Here is a 15,370-nt window from a genome sequence, read left to right as displayed (position 1 = left end):
TACAGCAAGAAACGGAAGGGATCTTCCTTCCGTTTCTTGCGTGCACATGTTCATTTTTGTAAAGTTATCATCTTATTGCTGGAGCGTCGAGCTAAAGTCATTTTTATTGCCTATTTTCAGTTGAACATCTTTTTTCTGCCCAGCTCGTTCGATGTTAAGCGTCAGTGCTGTACCCACTTTTTGTTTTTGAATGAACTGGATCAGCTCTTGTGACGTGCTATAAGGCGTGCCATTGGCTCCGATAATCACATCGTAAGGACGCAGATCAGCCTGATAAGCTGGTGATTTGTATATAATATCTCGTACAACCGAGCCTTCGGTCAGGGTTGTTCCCAGTTCTTTGGCTACTTCAGGACTCAAATTTAACAGACTTGCACCAATGAAAGGTACAGGTTCTTTAGGGATAGGCTGGTTATTTTTCAGCTTATCGACGACTTCCAAAATCGTATTGGACGGAATCGCAAACCCGATTCCCTGTGCGTCTGCACTAACAGCTACGTTCATACCGATAACTTGCCCTTGCAGATTTAACAGCGGTCCACCAGAGTTACCAGGGTTAATGGACGCATCCGTCTGAATGAGATGCTTGTATTGCGTCGGTTTTCCAGTTGATTCACTATTAATGGTGATCGTACGTTCTTTCGCACTTAGCACCCCGGCTGTTACCGAATGCTCAAAGCCTTCAGGGTTGCCAATTGCGACCATCCACTCGCCGACTTTAGCGTTATCCGAGTCACCCAAAGTTACTGTCGGAAAGTTATTTTTGCCTTCAATTTTAAGTACCGCCAAATCAAGATCAGCATTTTTGCCCAAGACTTTGGCTTCGTAAGGCTTATTAGTTCCCTCTACTGTAACCTGAACCACACTCGCGCCTTCAACAACATGGTTGTTGGTTAGGACGTAACCCGATTTATCAAAAATAAAACCGGAACCAATACCAAGCGGAGTCAGCTGTCCGCTGTTGCTACCTTCATTTTCATTACTGTTACCGCTGCTGCCACTGTCACCATACTGATTACCGAAAAAGTATTGATACAGCGGGTCATTGTAATAAGGGCTGCTTTGTCTGCCGCTGCTGCCACTGGTTTGTTTGGCAAGCGTTTCGATTTTGACGACTGCCGGTCCAGCCTTAGCCACAACAGATTGAACATCAGCGGTACCTGAAGGCATCACAGCCGGAACTGCGCTTGGAGTCGAACTGGTTGTTCCCGAATTAGTCGTTTCTCCGCTTTCAGCTGCCGCCGAAGTCAACGCCGTCTCGGGTGTGAACATATTTGTTCGGTCAGCTGTATACATCAATACCGTAATGACCAGCATCCCGGCCAAAAAAGATAAGAAAATTGTTTTCACCTGCGACTTGGGCTTATTCGGTTTGAATTGCCAGTTGCCGCCATTCCGACCCGAACCATCCTGTTGCTCAGGCATAGCACGATGGTATGAGGGAGGAAGGGGTCTTACTGCCTGCGGTGGCGTGATCTCAACATCTTTTTCCACCGACTGCCCTTCCTTACGTTGTCCGTCCGATTGAACTGAAGAAAAAGGGCCGTAAGAATAATAATATGAGGAACCGTTCAAATCGTTTTGCCGAGTTACGTTATCGGTATCAACCTGATCGTTGTCGTTCCGGCGTCCGGAGTTATTATTTTTAAATTCGTCCATTGTATATCTCCTCCCAAACCCTATGCTTCAAGGTGGTGTTGTTTAACTGACTTTATTTTGCACTTTAAACCTTAATTCCACCTTAAAAACAATTAAAAAGGAGATAAAACCTTAGACCTATTTGTACCTAACCACTTTTACTCAAAACGAAATGCCCCGGATATAATCCGGAGCATTATCGATTGTATATGCTTTTTTATTTCGTGTTAAAGTTTTCGTCGAACTTTTCATTCGGTGTTTGAGCATTGTTTTGAATTTTGTTGCGACTAGAGTTTTGAACTTTTTGTGCTACTGCACCTGTACCGCCTTGATCTGTTGCAAATTCTTCATCATACTTCTCATTTGGTGTCTGGAAGTTGTCTTGAATTTTATTTTGTTCAGACTGCTTTACCTTTTGTGAAACAACACCTACCGTATTGTCTTGTGCAAATTCCGCTTTGAACTGATTTCCTGTGCTTGCATTGAAGCCTTTGTTCGTGAAAGAACTTCCGCCTTGAATTGGCATAATTCTCAACCTCCCAGTATGTTTTGTGGGATAAACTCATCCCGCAACATAGTATGTGATGTTGGAAAAAACAATATTCAAGGATTATATGGAAGCATCCAGTGTCGCGGTCGGAATGGTTTTATGCGTTTCTATCGCCTTTTGGAGCGATTTCACCATCTTTTCCGTACATTTTCCGTTCCCTTTTTTTATAATTTGAACATCCACATCTTTCTTGCCCCATTCAGAATACACCTGCCGGGTTGTTTTAAAATACAAATCAATTTTATTGCCCTTAATCGCAGAACCTGTATCTGCTACAATCCCGTATCCATAACCAGGAATGTACAATATGCTTCCCAAAGGAAACGTTTTGGGATCAGCCGCAATCGTAGACAGTGTGTTCTTGTCACGACGCACTTTTACACCGGAATACGTAATACCGTAACCAGGATGACTTGGCCGTTTGCCAGTCGATTCATAGCCTGCTGTATATCCTGTTGCTGTGACCGTCATGGTCGTAATAACCTGCTCTTCGCGTGGAGCTAAAACAGGTGTGGACTGCCATTTCTTATGCTGGACCGGTTCTTTGTGACCGTAAACTTCATTGCCGGGCAATACCAGACAGGTTGCGATTAACACGGTTCCCAAAATCCGTTTCCATACCAACATGGATCTCATAAAAAACCTCCCCTTGAGGCAAAGGCTTTCCAGAAATCCATTGGTTTATACGAACAGATTATTATTTTTGAACATCCTGACCTGGATAAAATCTGCTCAGCTTCACTTTATCTTCAAAAATATGCAGGAGTGTCCGCACTATGGGGGTGTGCTCATCGTCTGTATGCAATATAATGGAAGCAGGAGAAATCGAAATAAGGGTGCTCACGATTCGATCCTCGACCTCCATTTCCAGTTCAATGCCTGGCATCTCGACAATGATGTCATCTGCATCGGGAGTCGGTATCGGCACCATGGCACTATCCAGAATCGTAAAATTATGTCCGCCTTGGTGAAGTACGTGTACGAGCGGAACTTTGCTTTCCTGAAAAAAAACAAAATATTTAAGCAACCCCATAAATTCTTCGTATTGCCGATCTGCCCAGAATTCTTCCATGGCATAGTCGACGATTTCTTCAAGCTCTTTTTTATACGCATGGAGCCTAAATTGAATCAGTCCTTCCAAATTGATCACACGAAGCTCCTTAAAATCCTTCTCCAGGAGAGTGGTCAGCTTACCATGACGCTTCAAACGACCTCTCGGGCCATCATCGTTTAACAGTGAACGAATCATACTGCGAATTTGCTCTGTATCCTCTTTCTCCAGCAGCGAACAGGCTTTGGTGAGAATGAGATTAAGCAGCCCCCACTCCTTGACCTCGATAATATAATCCGCTATTGCCGAAGACATGATGCTGTATACACAGGGGAGAAAGCTTTCAAACGCCGAATTGCTTTCTGTGCCCTTGCAGGTCCATGCCACTTTGTTGTCCAGCTGTCTGAAAGTGAATCGAAATCCGCGCCGTGACATATGTAGCCCCTTTGTTCTACTTTTGACCACTTCGTAAAACCGGTCGGTTTCCTGATCTCCGTTTGTATTGGTCCACACTGTAAACAGTTCCATTGGCTCACTCCTTTCGATCACTGCTTTCAGTATATGGCGGCCTCTGAAGGGTTATACGAAGTGAACGACTGGAAACAGAAAGACATAGTCAAAAGAGGATGATCAGGTTTCAAAAAGCCGGTTGGCGTGTTATAAACAATTACTGTGGTATAGGAAAAAAACGAAAGACGTTTGAATATTTAGGGTGGGGTATGTTAAGGTTAAATTAATATGAATTTTTCACAAGAGGGAGGAGATAAGATGTCAACGATGCTGAACATGCTGCGTACATTCATGATCGTCATATTGAGCCTCGTTCAGATTTTGTCCCTTCCTGTGACGTTTCATGCGGAAGACACTACTCAATCCCTTCAGTTTACTGCGGGATCTTCTCTCCTGTCTCATGCTGATGTTTCCTCGTTAGAAACCGATTCTCACGGTCTGGAGCACCATCCCAAACCAGCTATACGCAAATCCTCCCCTTTACTTCATCTGGTGATCGCTGCGGCCAAATCACTTCCCTTTGTCATTTTGATAGCGTTTGTGCTGCTATTGAGCATCCCTAAACTACGTCTGCCTTTTATTCCTGTCATTTGCAAACTAAAGAAGCAATTGTACTTGTTCCCCATCAAATTTACCTCTAGTTATGTGGCTTAACCTCCCTTAAGCATGCACATCACCACATTTGCATGTCTATTTGTTAACCGTTCCCAATAAGTGTAATACGTTAAGTATATTTATCAGGTTTTCTATGTTAATTTATAAAATTTAATACAAAAAGAAAGTTTTCATGTCACTCCCAAAGCATGTGATTTATTTCCCATACCATTCATTTAAATAACGTATCGTACAGGAGGCTTTACAAATGGATATTCGAGAGTCTATTTTGCCAGGAATCGGGATTAAGTATCGAATAGATGCAGAGAGTGGCGACCGAATTGTCATTATTATTCATGATGATGGCAGGCGTGAGTTGTATCACTTTGATTACGAGGATTTGGAACAAAGTATTTCTATGACAACCCTGAATGATCAGGAAGCACGATTGGTAGCCTCCATCATCGGGGGTATGACATATAAGCCGAAACAGCTTGAAAGTGTAGAAATGACGTTTGACGATTTTATTATCGAATGGTACAGAGTGGAATCTCACTATGCAAGTGTTGGCAAATCCATCGGTGAGCTGGATATTAGACAAAATTCGGGAGCCACTGTTATTGCCATTGTGGAGAAAAAGGGAATGAAATATGTAAATCCTGGTCCTGAAGTGATTATTAACGATGATGCCACTGTAGTTGTTGTTGGGGAACGCGATCAGCAAAAACGCTTTAAACAAATCCTTATGAACGGAAGCGGGTGATTGGATGGATCATCTGGTATTTGAGGTTGGATTGGCTATTGCTCTCATCGCTGCAGCCGGACTTATTTCCTCCAAACTGCGCTTCTCGGTCATCCCTTTTTATATCCTGATCGGAATGGCAGTTGGACCGCATGCGATGGAGCTATGGCATTTTGATTTTCGCTTTATCGAAAGCGCCCCTTTTATTGATTTTATGGGAAGAATCGGAGTGCTGTTTCTTCTCTTCTACTTGGGTCTGGAGTTTTCAGTAGGTCGGTTAATTAAATCAGGCCGCTCCATTGCCGTGGGTGGCACCATTTATATTGGCATCAATTTCACACTGGGGCTGGCTCTTGGCTTCCTGAGCGGCTTTCCTGTAGCAGAAACACTGGTTATCGCCGGAATTACAACCATATCATCCAGTGCTATTGCTGCGAAGGTGCTGGTAGATCTCAAGCGGACTGCCAATGCTGAAACTGAAATGATTTTGGGCATTATTATGTTCGAGGATGTTTTCCTCGCCGTATACATCTCCATCCTCTCCGGATTGGTTCTTAGCGATTCATCCTCGCTCGGGGGTGTACTGCTATCAGCGCTAATCGCGCTTGGCTTTATGCTTGCAGTCATTATTATCGGTCGTAAGGCCGTCCCTCTGTTAAATCGGATTCTCCGTATTCGCTCCAATGAGGTATTCGGACTTGTTGTTTTCGGCTCCCTGTTTCTGGTGGCTGGTTTTTCGGAAACGATTCATGTGGCGGAAGCTATCGGCGCCCTGTTAGTCGGTCTCGTACTGGCCGAAACGGAACATGCCAAACGGATCGAGCATTTAATTGTTCCTTTCCGCGATTTCTTTGGCGCTCTGTTCTTTTTCAGCTTTGGGCTATCCATTGATCCACTGTCCCTAGGAGGAAACGCGATATGGCTTGCGCTGGCAGCAGTCGTTCTCACGTTATTTGGGAACATTTGGGCAGGAATGTTGGCTGGGCGTACGGCCTCCTTATCTCCCAAAGCGTCAGCAAATATCGGCCTGACCATTGTGGCACGGGGTGAATTTTCGATTATCATGGCCAACTTGGGTAAAGAAGGTGGTTTACTTGATATTGTTCAACCTTTTGCAGCCATCTATGTACTCATACTGGCCATTCTTGGACCACTTCTCACAAAGCAGTCAAAACCTATTTTTAATATGTTAAACAAAATATTCAAGTTCAAGGACCCCCGCCTACGAAAAGAAGAAAGTAACTCGGCGTAACTGTAAAGCTGGATACGACAATCCATAGGAGGGAAGGCTATGCCGCACGCTATTAAACATGCCGAAACTCTATGAGGCGGCTTGTGAAGCCCGCTTCAGAAGATGCGAGCAGGTTCCCTGTCTTTTATACGGTGATTGGCGGAATTACGGCATCCGTCGGTCTGGAATTGTTTTTGCATCCGCATGATATGATCGCTGGAGGCGTCACGGGGATCTCCAGACTCATGTCGCTTTATACACAAGAGCATTTTGGGTTATTGCTATTCGTTTTGAACTTGCCACTCATGCTGCTGTATTCATTATCCACTCACAAACCCATGCTGCTCCGTGCACTACCCGGCTTGTTCGCCTTTTCAGGCTCAGCCATCATTCTTTCGCCTTTTCCGGCAGTGAGCGGCCATGCGGTCGTATGTGCTTTGGGCGGCGGAATCTGTATCGGTCTTGGCGCAGGGCTGGCAGCTCGTCACGGTGGTCTGCTTGATTCACTAGGACTTAACGAACCAGGCGATGGCCGTCCATCCACATTGTTGCTAACACACCGCAAGATTCCGTTAATACAGATTGTTATGCTATGTAACGGTCTGCTGCTCATTACAGCTGGCTTTGTGCTAGGCTGGGAGCCAGCTCTATATTCAGCCTTATCCTGCCTCGCCGCCTACGAAACGACCCGGCTGATGTTTACCGGTCTGACGCGTATGGTTTGTGTTGTCAGCAAGAAGCAGCCAACCGTCGAGGATGCTATATATCGCAGGTTGCGTATACACAGCACGCCTGTTGAAGGCTCTGCCCAGATAGAGGGCAAGATCAAAAGCGAATCTGAGGATAAAAAAGAACAAATGGTCATCGTTTACAGCGTTCATCTGTTGGATTTGCAGCGCTTTAAGGCAGTCATCCAAATGGCAGACCCGCAAGCTGAGATCATGTATATGAAACGATGGAAAGCATAGCAAAGTAACACATCAAAAAAACGCTTATCTGCACTAATCTATGTATAACGATTAGTACAGATAGGCGTTTTGTAATGAACACTATATTAACGGATATTAATTCTGCATGATAAAATCATGTTCAATACTGCTGGCACTGTCAAAAGTACGAATAATATCATAACGGGTATTACGCTGTGCCGGAATGTGACCCGTCTCGCGGATCAACTGTAAAATGGATTCAATGTTAACCTTATACGTTGCGCCTGCAGCGGAAACTACGTTTTCCTCAATCATGGTGCTACCAAAATCATCGCAACCGTAGTACAACGATTTTTTACCGATTTCAGGTCCCATAGTTACCCATGAGGATTGAATATGCTTGATGTTATCCAATACAAGACGACTGATCGCAACGGTCTTCAGATATTCCTCCGGCGTCTGACGTTCCTTCTTCAGGTTGGTATTGTCTGGCTGGAAGGTCCAAGGAATAAAGGCCAAAAATCCTTCAGAATTATATTTGTTTTCAATGCATTCGTCCTGAGCATCACGAACACGCAACAAATGCAGCGCACGCTCCTCCATCAACTCGCCAAAGCCAATAACCATCGTAGCAGTCGTGTTCATCCCAACCTTATGAGCCGTTTGCATGACATCCATCCAATCACGCCAAGAGCCTTTGAGACGGCTAATTTTGCGGCGTGTGCGGTCATCCAAAATTTCTCCACCTCCGCCCGGAAGCGAATCCAATCCAGCTTCATGAATGGCGCGGATTGTTTCTTCCATAGAAAGACCAGATTTCTCCTTCATTTTGTGAATTTCAGCTGGCGAGAAGGAGTGCATCGTAATATCGGGAAAACGCTCCTTGATACCTTTCAGCAAATCGGTATAATAACTGAACGGCAGATTCGGGTTCACACCGCCTTGCATTAGAATTTCGGTGCCACCTACTTCCTGCGTTTCCTTGATCTTCTGAAAGATCACCTCATCCGGCAAAACATAACCTTCATCAGAACCTGGTCTACGATAAAAAGCGCAGAAGCGACAGTATACGTCACACACGTTTGTATAGTTAATATTTCGTCCGATAACGAAGGTTTTAACGGGATCGGGATGCATGCGATTCATGACTTTATTCGCCGCATGACCGATTTTTTCTACCTCGTCTGATTCGAACAAAGCAACGGTATCCTCTAAATTCAGGCGTTCGCCGCGTAGGGCTTTATCTAAAATATGGTCGATTACACTCATGGTGTATCCTCCTTCGCTGTCACAGGGCGACGAAATGAACGACAGGACTTATGAACGAGAATGCTTTCACAAACCTGCGTTCGAACCCTGCCGTAATGTATGTTCATGACTAGCCTTGTATGTTGTCTGTGCTATTTAGCATAGTAAAACCTAATGATAATACTAACATATCTTTAGGTAAGGAACCATACTTATTCCCGCTTCTTTCTGCTTTTCACCTAGGAAAACAGGCAACTGCCAAGCTTATCTCAACGTTGCATATAGCCAAAAAATAAGAAAACAGAACTGAAAAGTGTCTTTTTTCACACTGTCGTTCATGTTATTTTATAGAAAACAGCAAGCCTCCTGAAATACTGGAAACTTGCTGTTTAGTACTGTACATATTTGCTCTCAGCGTGAAAACGACAAAGATGCTGCGGATGTGCTAACGCTCTAGCGCAGCGCCTCATCCAGATCACTGATCAGGTCGTCAATATCCTCCAAACCTACGGAGAAACGGAGTAGTCCGTTCGTAATCCCGCGCTCCAATCGTACACTATGGGGCATAGCCGCATGTGACATCATCGCCGGATACGACAAGATGCTTTCCACAGCTCCCAGACTCACCGCTACAATTGGAATACGTACGCGACTGAGGACTTCTTTTGCACGCTCACCAGAACCCACATCAAAAGATATCACTGCACCATAACCGCTGGATTGGCGCTCATGAACTTCACGCCCTGGATGATTCTCCAGACCCGGGTAGTATACCGCCTCAATGTCGTTGCGCTCGTTCAGCCAGTTAGCGAGCTTCGCTGCGCTCTTTTCGCTGTGAGCCATACGAGCCTCCAGTGTCTTCATACCGCGCATGAGCAACCATGACTCCTGCGGAGCCAACACGGTACCCAGTCCATTTTGGAGCTGCTTGATTTGTCTTCCCAACGATTCGGTACGTGCTACCGCAAGTCCTGCCAGCACATCGCTGTGTCCGCCCAGAAACTTGGTCGCACTGTGCAATACAATATCAACTCCCTGCTCAATCGGACGTTGATAATAAGGTGTCATAAAAGTATTATCCAATAACGTTAAAAGCCCGTTGTCCTGTGCCCAAGAAGTTATTCCTGCCACATCGGTAATTTTGAGTGTCGGATTGGACGGAGTTTCCATATATACAGCCCTTGTATTCTCCTGCAACGCATCTTTCACAAGGTTGAGGTCCGTCATGTCGACGAAGGTCGTTTCGATATTCATCCGTTTCAAAATGGAGGTCAGCAGTCGATATGTTCCTCCATATACGTCCTCGGAAACAATGACATGATCTCCAGCAGACAAGAGCATAAATGTAGTAGAGATGGCCGCCATACCTGATGCAAAGGCAAAACCGCTGGCTCCTCCTTCTAATAAGGCGATGTAATCCTCCAAAGCTTGTCGTGTCGGATTACCTGAACGGCTATAGTCATGCTGTGGAGGATTAAAAATATCGTGATGGTGGAAGGTAGAAGCTTGATAGATCGGGACGCTCGATGCCCCCGTAACGCTGTCAATTTCAGAGCCAAAATGCAGCAGCTTGGTAGCGAACTTCCGCTCTTTGTTCAGATCCTGCCCGATCCTCCTCGCATCCTCTATCATTGCAGCTCTCCTCCTTCTACTTCTTGACGTGCCGCTTCCAACGCCGAACGTAAATCTTCAATTAGGTCGTCTGTATGCTCAATGCCTACGGAGAAACGCAACAGCCTGTCATCTACCCCGACTGCATCCCGAATTTCTGCTGGTATGTCCGCATGTGTCTGCACAGCGGGATAGGTCATTAACGATTCCACACCGCCGAGACTTTCCGCAAACGCAATGAGCTTAATGTGACGAAGCAAAGGTTCCACATAACGAGCATCCTTTACTTTAAAGGAAAAGATACCCGTATTTCCGCTGGATTGTTTATTTTGAATCTCACGACCTGGATGGCCTTCTAGAGCTGGATAAAATACTTCCGCCACAGCCGGATGCGTCAGTAAATAGTTAGACAGCACTGTTGCATTATGCTCGTGTCGGTCCATACGCAGCGCTAACGTCTTCATGCCCTTCATTAACTGGTAGCAATCGCTTGGGGAAAGCACGGCCCCTATGGAATTGTGCAGGAATGCAATTTCAGCTGATAGCTCTTTGCCTTTGGTTACGATCAACCCTGCCAGCACATCGTTGTGTCCGCCCAAATATTTAGTTGCGCTATGTACCACAATATCCGCGCCCAGTTCCAATGGCCGCTGGAAATATGGCGTTAGCAGCGTATTATCTACAATGGTAAGCAACTGATGTTGTGATGCCCATTTAGCCACCGCTCGAATATCAGTAATCATCATTAACGGATTTGTAGGCGTTTCTATGAATACAGCTTTGGTATTCGGTCGACATGATCGTTCGAGTGCTTCAAGATCGTTCGTATCCACATAACTGGCTGTTACACCAAATTTAGATAGAATACGCTCCAGCAAACGATAGGTCCCGCCATACAGGTCCAGCGATACTATGAGATGATCTCCCTGTCCAAACAATGCAAATACCGTTTGCAGTGCCGCCATACCTGAGCTGCATGCAAAGCCTGCATCACCCGATTCAAGTGCAGCAGAAGCCTCTTCCAGTACCTTTCGCGTGGGATTGATCGTCCGAATGTAATCAAATCCTGTGCTTTGACCCAGACGGGGATGGCGGAACGCCGTAGATTGGTAAATCGGGTAATTAACAGCCCCGGTTACTGGCTCCTCTACTGAGCCGATTTGTGCCAATCTGCTTTCGATTTTCCACTGTTTCTCACTCATATGAATCCTCCTGTTCACTTCCATAGTGGGTGCTATAACCAATCCTGCAAAAATGGATGTCAAAAACTATACTGCTGCGCTACTGCAAGGTGGTACTGTACAAGGGTAAACTACAAGCCCCTTTTTTAAATCTGGGGCCCGATATCGTAAGGTGTTTCTTGGTATACATAATAGTTCAGCCAATTCGAGAATAATAAATTGGCGTGCGCCCGCCAGATTGAGGGCGGTGTGCGCTCAGGATCATCATTTGGGAAATAATTTTTGGGAACTTCAATATCCATTCCTTTGGCCACATCGCGGTCGTATTCCCATTTCAGTGAAAGCGGGTCATATTCAGAATGCCCAGTTACAAAAATTTGTTTACCGTCAAGCGTGGCTACGAGGTACACTCCAGCTTCCTCGGATTCGGATAAAACTTCTAATTCGGCGATATGATCAATATCTTCCCGACGAACCTCCGTATGTCTGGAGTGAGGGGCATAAAACAGTTCATCAAAGCCGCGTAACAATTTTACTTTAGGTTTTATCACGGTGTGTGGAAATACACCGAAGCATTTGTAGTCGAGCCCATATTTAGGGACATCGAAATGATGGTATAAGCCTGCCTGTGAGGCCCAACAGATATGCATGGTCGAAGTTACATTCGTTTTCGTCCATTCAAAGATTTGCCGGATTTCCTCCCAGTAGTTCACATCCTCAAACTCAAGCTGTTCAACCGGGGCTCCTGTAATGACCATGCCGTCAAAACGACTGTTCTTGATCTCGTCGAACGTTTTATAGAACATGTTCAAATATTCTTGCGATGTATTTTTGGATACATGAGACTTCATGTGCACCAGCGTGACATCCACTTGCAGCGGCGTATTGCCGACCAGGCGCAACAGTTGGGTTTCCGTCGTTTCCTTTGTAGGCATTAAATTCAAAATGGCGATACGCAACGGACGAATATCCTGATGATAAGCCAAGCTTTCATCCATTACGAAAATATTTTCGCCCTCCAGCACTTCCTTAGCAGGTAATGTGTCTGGGATTTTAATCGGCATGTAAACTCACTCCTTGTTAGGTAAGTTTTGCGAAAATCGTCTTGTTGAGATGCCGGGCATATAATAAAAAGACCTTTCTCTGGTTAGAGAAAGGTCATATTTGTATCCATATGCGCCTCTCTCATCTGTCAGGGCAACGCGCTTTGTACAAAGCGCGCGTCCTGCAAGAATTAGCACCGTGCGATTAAAATCGCCGGTTGCCGGGTATCATCGGGCTAGTCCCTCCACCTGCTCTTGATAAGATTTCGCTATATTCATTTTGGGTTCACAAAGTTCTTGTTGTTCACTTTAATGCATCGGCTGGGCTTCGTCAAGATGGGACTTGCAAATTTGTAACCTGCATTCACATTTTGTCTACCTTTTCCATAGGTTAAATCATATCCCTCCTATCGCTAAAGCTCTTGCCACTACTGTTGATTTTGCCCATGATTTTGCGCTTGAAAGGCCGTAGGCCGAGCGTTATACTATACAAGTGCTATTAGGCAAAAATATGGAGCAGTAGTGCAGACTTGAGTGTTTCCTGCGATACTGTGGCAATCTAAAAAAAGAACATTTGAGAGGTGAATCCGGAATGGAAGGCGACCCGAGTCCGAATAGGCGGCGATCCCTGAACAACAGCATAGGAATGACTTCAGCTTGCCGAAAGACGGGACGCCAGGCTCTGCATGCTCCAAAAGCCTCCGGCTTTTGATGAGAGTGCACGCTTACCCGCACCGGCTAACTGGCTAACTGAGTCCATTCCTTATGCTTAAGGTAAACGTATTTCCGTTACGGCGGAGCATAAGGAGTGACGTATATGAAAATCCGTTTGGTCAACAACGGGGTTTTTACCCCTGTCGAAGAAATTGAAATGGCGCTTACTGCACCGGCAGAAGGTTTTTATTGGATTGATGCCGATGTCGATGATTTGGCAGTGCTCCAGCCTTTATTTTCCATGCATGATCTTGCAGTAGAAGACTGTTTGAGTGAAGAAGAACAGCGTCCGAAGATTGAAATTTATGAAAGCCATTATTTTATCGTTGTAAATAGCATTCGTTTTGATGATGAAGAAATATTTTTGCGAGCTTTGAACATTTTTCTCGGCCGCCATTTTATCATTACGGTGACCAAGCAGAAAATCAATGAGCTTCGTACCCTCAAGCCTATGCTGTGGGAGCAAGAAGTCAGCCAGCCTGACCGTTTTATGTATCTGTTGGTCGACTTAATTGTTGACAACTATTTTCTGGTTGGTGACCGGATTGAGGTCCGCATTGAAAAGCTGGAAGAAGATATTCTAATGCATACGAAAAAGTCGCATTTGAACGAAATCATCGGCTTACGCAGTGAGATTCTGTGGCTGAAAAAAGTGTTGGGCCCGCAAAAAGAAGTCATCAATACCCTGAACAAGCGGGATTTGCGGCTCATCGACGATCAATTGCAAAAATATTTTAGCGACATTTATGAAAATGCTGTGAAAATTTCGGAGACTTTCGAAACTTACCGCGACTTGATGGGTAACCTTCGAGAAGCTTATCAATCCAGTATCGCCAACCGTGCCAATGAAATTATGCGTGTGTTTACAGCAATTACGACCGTATTTATGCCATTGACGGTCATTACCGGAATATATGGGATGAACTTCGATAATATGCCTGAGCTTCATACACGTTATGGCTATTTTGTCGTCATTGGTATTATGGTGGCATTAGGCGTCAGTATGTTCTGTATTTTCCGTAAGAAAGACTGGGTTTAAAAATAAAAGGGGAAAAAGTATCGAATTGGATACTTTTTTCTATTTTCAAGCTTGGTCATAAAAAGCAGCAGCCGTGTCCTGTGAGGAACTGGCTGCTGCTTTTTAGTATGTTGGACCCTGAATATACTTTAATACCTAGCTTTATCCAACCAGTTCTATATTATCCAACATGTCGGTCGGGTACCTGCTGATGACGAAACCGTATACGGATCAGACGCAGACGCTCATAAATCTGATCCAGTCCTGTTTCGGTTGCCTTTTCTTCCCCATACACTTTCAGCATGACGGGCTTGAGCAACGTATCCCCCAACTCTTCATAAGCAGACCAGATAGCTGCCTGCTCCGCCTCAGATACATTCACCAATTCGTTGTGGATCAGCTTCTCCATATCAATACCATCTCTATCCAAATGCTCCACAGCTTCAATCATCTCTCTACGATGCAAACCTGTCTTCATTCCGATATGCTCCAGTGAAAGACCGTCCGAAATGCCCTCAATAATCGTTCTAGTTAAGCTGAATTTGTTCAGCTCCTGCCTGTACTGGTTCTCTTTTTGCTTGTATAACCATGACAAAAAAACTTCTTCTTCCAGCGTCTCTGTTACCCAGTTCAACGGAAATGGCGTGGTGCGGTCATTTTGTGTCGTAATAGCCAATAGCTCCGTCCCATATTGCGACACCTTACCCTGACCCATACCAGGCAGCTCCAACAGTTCTTCTTCGGTATGGGGAAGATAAACGCTAATGAGCCGAAGCAGTCGATTCGTAGCGATAAAATAAGGTGCTTTTCGTTCCGTTGCTGCTTTTTGCCGTCTCCACATCGTCAATTGCTCATACACTTCATCACGTGGATACAAATCACTGTAGCAATACAGCTTTTGCAGCGTCTGTCCTCGCCCTGATGATCCTTCTTGCTCATGAAATACGCCATGGATTAAGGGCCTGTAGCCCTCAGCCATTTTGAGCGCCAGCTCATGACGGTATACATGCAGTAATTCCTGCCACAAGCTGCCCTCATACCAAAGGTCGTCTATACTTTCATCCGGGACATGGTGTGTGCTCCAGCCTGCACTCCATCCCCCTTCATGCTGCCCAATCCATACCTGAGCAAAGTCCTCATAGCCCTGTTCATTCCGTTTGGACAAGCGATTTAAAAATACTATCTCCATGATTTCTTCCTCCCTCATATCGTTGAAAGACAGTCCCGCACAACACAAAAACGCAAAAAAAAGCACCTATCCTGCGTATTCGCAAGAAAGGTGCTTCCCTTTTTGAGCCGTACTATACTGT

General features: G+C 45.2%; 14 protein-coding genes and 1 riboswitch. Of the genes, 5 read left to right on the top strand and 9 right to left on the bottom strand.

The features are described 5' to 3' along the window. Positions 1 to 72 precede the first annotated feature (72 nt). The 4 genes from MKY16_RS07705 to MKY16_RS07690 form a co-directional block, all read right to left on the bottom strand. The gene (locus MKY16_RS07705) at positions 73 to 1,659 is read right to left on the bottom strand and encodes a S1C family serine protease (RefSeq protein ID WP_340954904.1); all 1,587 of its coding nucleotides are present in this window, start codon (positions 1,657 to 1,659) and stop codon (positions 73 to 75) included. Positions 1,660 to 1,855: 196 nt separating this feature from the next. Then, positions 1,856 to 2,164 (bottom strand): hypothetical protein, encoded by a 309-nt coding sequence (locus MKY16_RS07700; protein WP_340931750.1) that lies wholly within the window; start codon positions 2,162 to 2,164, stop codon positions 1,856 to 1,858. 84 nt (positions 2,165 to 2,248) lie between these two features. After that, positions 2,249 to 2,824: a 3D domain-containing protein gene (locus MKY16_RS07695; protein ID WP_013309429.1), complete on the bottom strand. Its 576-nt coding sequence runs from the start codon at positions 2,822 to 2,824 to the stop codon at positions 2,249 to 2,251. 61 nt (positions 2,825 to 2,885) lie between these two features. Next, positions 2,886 to 3,767, bottom strand: a complete 882-nt coding sequence (locus MKY16_RS07690) for a putative sporulation protein YtxC (RefSeq protein ID WP_069012824.1) — start codon at positions 3,765 to 3,767, stop codon at positions 2,886 to 2,888. Between the two features lie 240 nt (positions 3,768 to 4,007). Between MKY16_RS07690 and MKY16_RS07685 the strand changes: the two genes are divergently transcribed. The 4 genes from MKY16_RS07685 to MKY16_RS07670 all read left to right on the top strand — a co-directional run bounded on the left by MKY16_RS07685 (position 4,008) and on the right by MKY16_RS07670 (position 7,284). Beyond that, positions 4,008 to 4,403: a hypothetical protein gene (locus tag MKY16_RS07685; protein WP_069012825.1), complete on the top strand. Its 396-nt coding sequence runs from the start codon at positions 4,008 to 4,010 to the stop codon at positions 4,401 to 4,403. 208 nt (positions 4,404 to 4,611) lie between these two features. Then, positions 4,612 to 5,106 carry a cation:proton antiporter regulatory subunit gene (locus tag MKY16_RS07680; RefSeq protein WP_039269782.1) on the top strand — a complete coding sequence of 165 codons (495 nt, stop codon included), beginning with the start codon at positions 4,612 to 4,614 and terminating at the stop codon, positions 5,104 to 5,106. Between the two features lie 4 nt (positions 5,107 to 5,110). Then, a complete protein-coding gene (locus tag MKY16_RS07675; RefSeq protein ID WP_023987794.1) occupies positions 5,111 to 6,337 on the top strand; it encodes a cation:proton antiporter in 1,227 nt (408 codons plus the stop codon). Positions 6,338 to 6,420: 83 nt separating this feature from the next. After that, positions 6,421 to 7,284: a YitT family protein gene (locus MKY16_RS07670; RefSeq protein WP_340954902.1), complete on the top strand. Its 864-nt coding sequence runs from the start codon at positions 6,421 to 6,423 to the stop codon at positions 7,282 to 7,284. A gap of 96 nt (positions 7,285 to 7,380) precedes the next feature. On the opposite strand, the gene mqnC is transcribed toward MKY16_RS07670, so the two are convergent. From mqnC to metA, 4 genes are all read right to left on the bottom strand, one after another. Beyond that, positions 7,381 to 8,514 carry a cyclic dehypoxanthinyl futalosine synthase gene (gene mqnC, locus MKY16_RS07665; RefSeq protein ID WP_029516502.1) on the bottom strand — a complete coding sequence of 378 codons (1,134 nt, stop codon included), beginning with the start codon at positions 8,512 to 8,514 and terminating at the stop codon, positions 7,381 to 7,383. A 432-nt stretch (positions 8,515 to 8,946) separates the two neighbouring features. Beyond that, complete coding sequence (locus tag MKY16_RS07660) at positions 8,947 to 10,125, bottom strand: aminotransferase class I/II-fold pyridoxal phosphate-dependent enzyme (RefSeq protein ID WP_340954901.1); 1,179 nt, start codon at positions 10,123 to 10,125, stop codon at positions 8,947 to 8,949. Continuing rightward, positions 10,122 to 11,306 carry a PLP-dependent transferase gene (locus tag MKY16_RS07655; RefSeq protein ID WP_340954900.1) on the bottom strand — a complete coding sequence of 395 codons (1,185 nt, stop codon included), beginning with the start codon at positions 11,304 to 11,306 and terminating at the stop codon, positions 10,122 to 10,124. The genes MKY16_RS07660 and MKY16_RS07655 overlap by 4 nt, the downstream gene beginning before the upstream one ends. 125 nt (positions 11,307 to 11,431) lie before the next feature. Beyond that, positions 11,432 to 12,349 carry a homoserine O-acetyltransferase MetA gene (gene metA / locus MKY16_RS07650; RefSeq protein ID WP_039269776.1) on the bottom strand — a complete coding sequence of 306 codons (918 nt, stop codon included), beginning with the start codon at positions 12,347 to 12,349 and terminating at the stop codon, positions 11,432 to 11,434. 118 nt (positions 12,350 to 12,467) lie between these two features. After that, positions 12,468 to 12,593: riboswitch (SAM riboswitch) on the bottom strand. Between the two features lie 552 nt (positions 12,594 to 13,145). Between metA and corA the strand changes: the two genes are divergently transcribed. Further along, a complete protein-coding gene (corA, locus tag MKY16_RS07645) occupies positions 13,146 to 14,081 on the top strand; it encodes a magnesium/cobalt transporter CorA (RefSeq protein ID WP_023987788.1) in 936 nt (311 codons plus the stop codon). Positions 14,082 to 14,241: 160 nt separating this feature from the next. Here the strand turns inward: corA and MKY16_RS07640 are convergent, their stop codons facing one another. Further along, entirely contained in the window at positions 14,242 to 15,249 is a 1,008-nt protein-coding gene (locus tag MKY16_RS07640; RefSeq protein WP_340954898.1) for an HRDC domain-containing protein, read from the bottom strand. Between the last annotated feature and the right edge of the window lie 121 nt (positions 15,250 to 15,370).

It is taken from the genome of Paenibacillus sp. FSL L8-0641, from assembly GCF_038006265.1.
Classification (GTDB): Bacteria; Bacillota; Bacilli; order Paenibacillales; family Paenibacillaceae; genus Paenibacillus; species Paenibacillus polymyxa_D.
Note: the sequence above shows the minus strand (reverse complement) of the source record. Positions and strands in the feature narration are given on the sequence as shown.

Bases quoted from the DNA above. Each gene is read 5' to 3' on its own strand.
- MKY16_RS07705 (WP_340954904.1), bottom strand. From the start codon at position 1,659: ATGGACGAATTTAAAAATAATAACTCCGGACGCCGGAACGACAACGAT.
- MKY16_RS07700 (WP_340931750.1), bottom strand. From the start codon at position 2,164: ATGCCAATTCAAGGCGGAAGTTCTTTCACGAACAAAGGCTTCAATGCA.
- MKY16_RS07695 (WP_013309429.1), bottom strand. From the start codon at position 2,824: ATGAGATCCATGTTGGTATGGAAACGGATTTTGGGAACCGTGTTAATC.
- MKY16_RS07690 (WP_069012824.1), bottom strand. From the start codon at position 3,767: ATGGAACTGTTTACAGTGTGGACCAATACAAACGGAGATCAGGAAACC.
- MKY16_RS07685 (WP_069012825.1), top strand. From the start codon at position 4,008: ATGTCAACGATGCTGAACATGCTGCGTACATTCATGATCGTCATATTG.
- MKY16_RS07680 (WP_039269782.1), top strand. From the start codon at position 4,612: ATGGATATTCGAGAGTCTATTTTGCCAGGAATCGGGATTAAGTATCGA.
- MKY16_RS07675 (WP_023987794.1), top strand. From the start codon at position 5,111: ATGGATCATCTGGTATTTGAGGTTGGATTGGCTATTGCTCTCATCGCT.
- mqnC (WP_029516502.1), bottom strand. From the start codon at position 8,514: ATGAGTGTAATCGACCATATTTTAGATAAAGCCCTACGCGGCGAACGC.
- MKY16_RS07660 (WP_340954901.1), bottom strand. From the start codon at position 10,125: ATGATAGAGGATGCGAGGAGGATCGGGCAGGATCTGAACAAAGAGCGG.
- MKY16_RS07655 (WP_340954900.1), bottom strand. From the start codon at position 11,306: ATGAGTGAGAAACAGTGGAAAATCGAAAGCAGATTGGCACAAATCGGC.
- metA (WP_039269776.1), bottom strand. From the start codon at position 12,349: ATGCCGATTAAAATCCCAGACACATTACCTGCTAAGGAAGTGCTGGAG.
- corA (WP_023987788.1), top strand. From the start codon at position 13,146: ATGAAAATCCGTTTGGTCAACAACGGGGTTTTTACCCCTGTCGAAGAA.
- MKY16_RS07640 (WP_340954898.1), bottom strand. From the start codon at position 15,249: ATGGAGATAGTATTTTTAAATCGCTTGTCCAAACGGAATGAACAGGGC.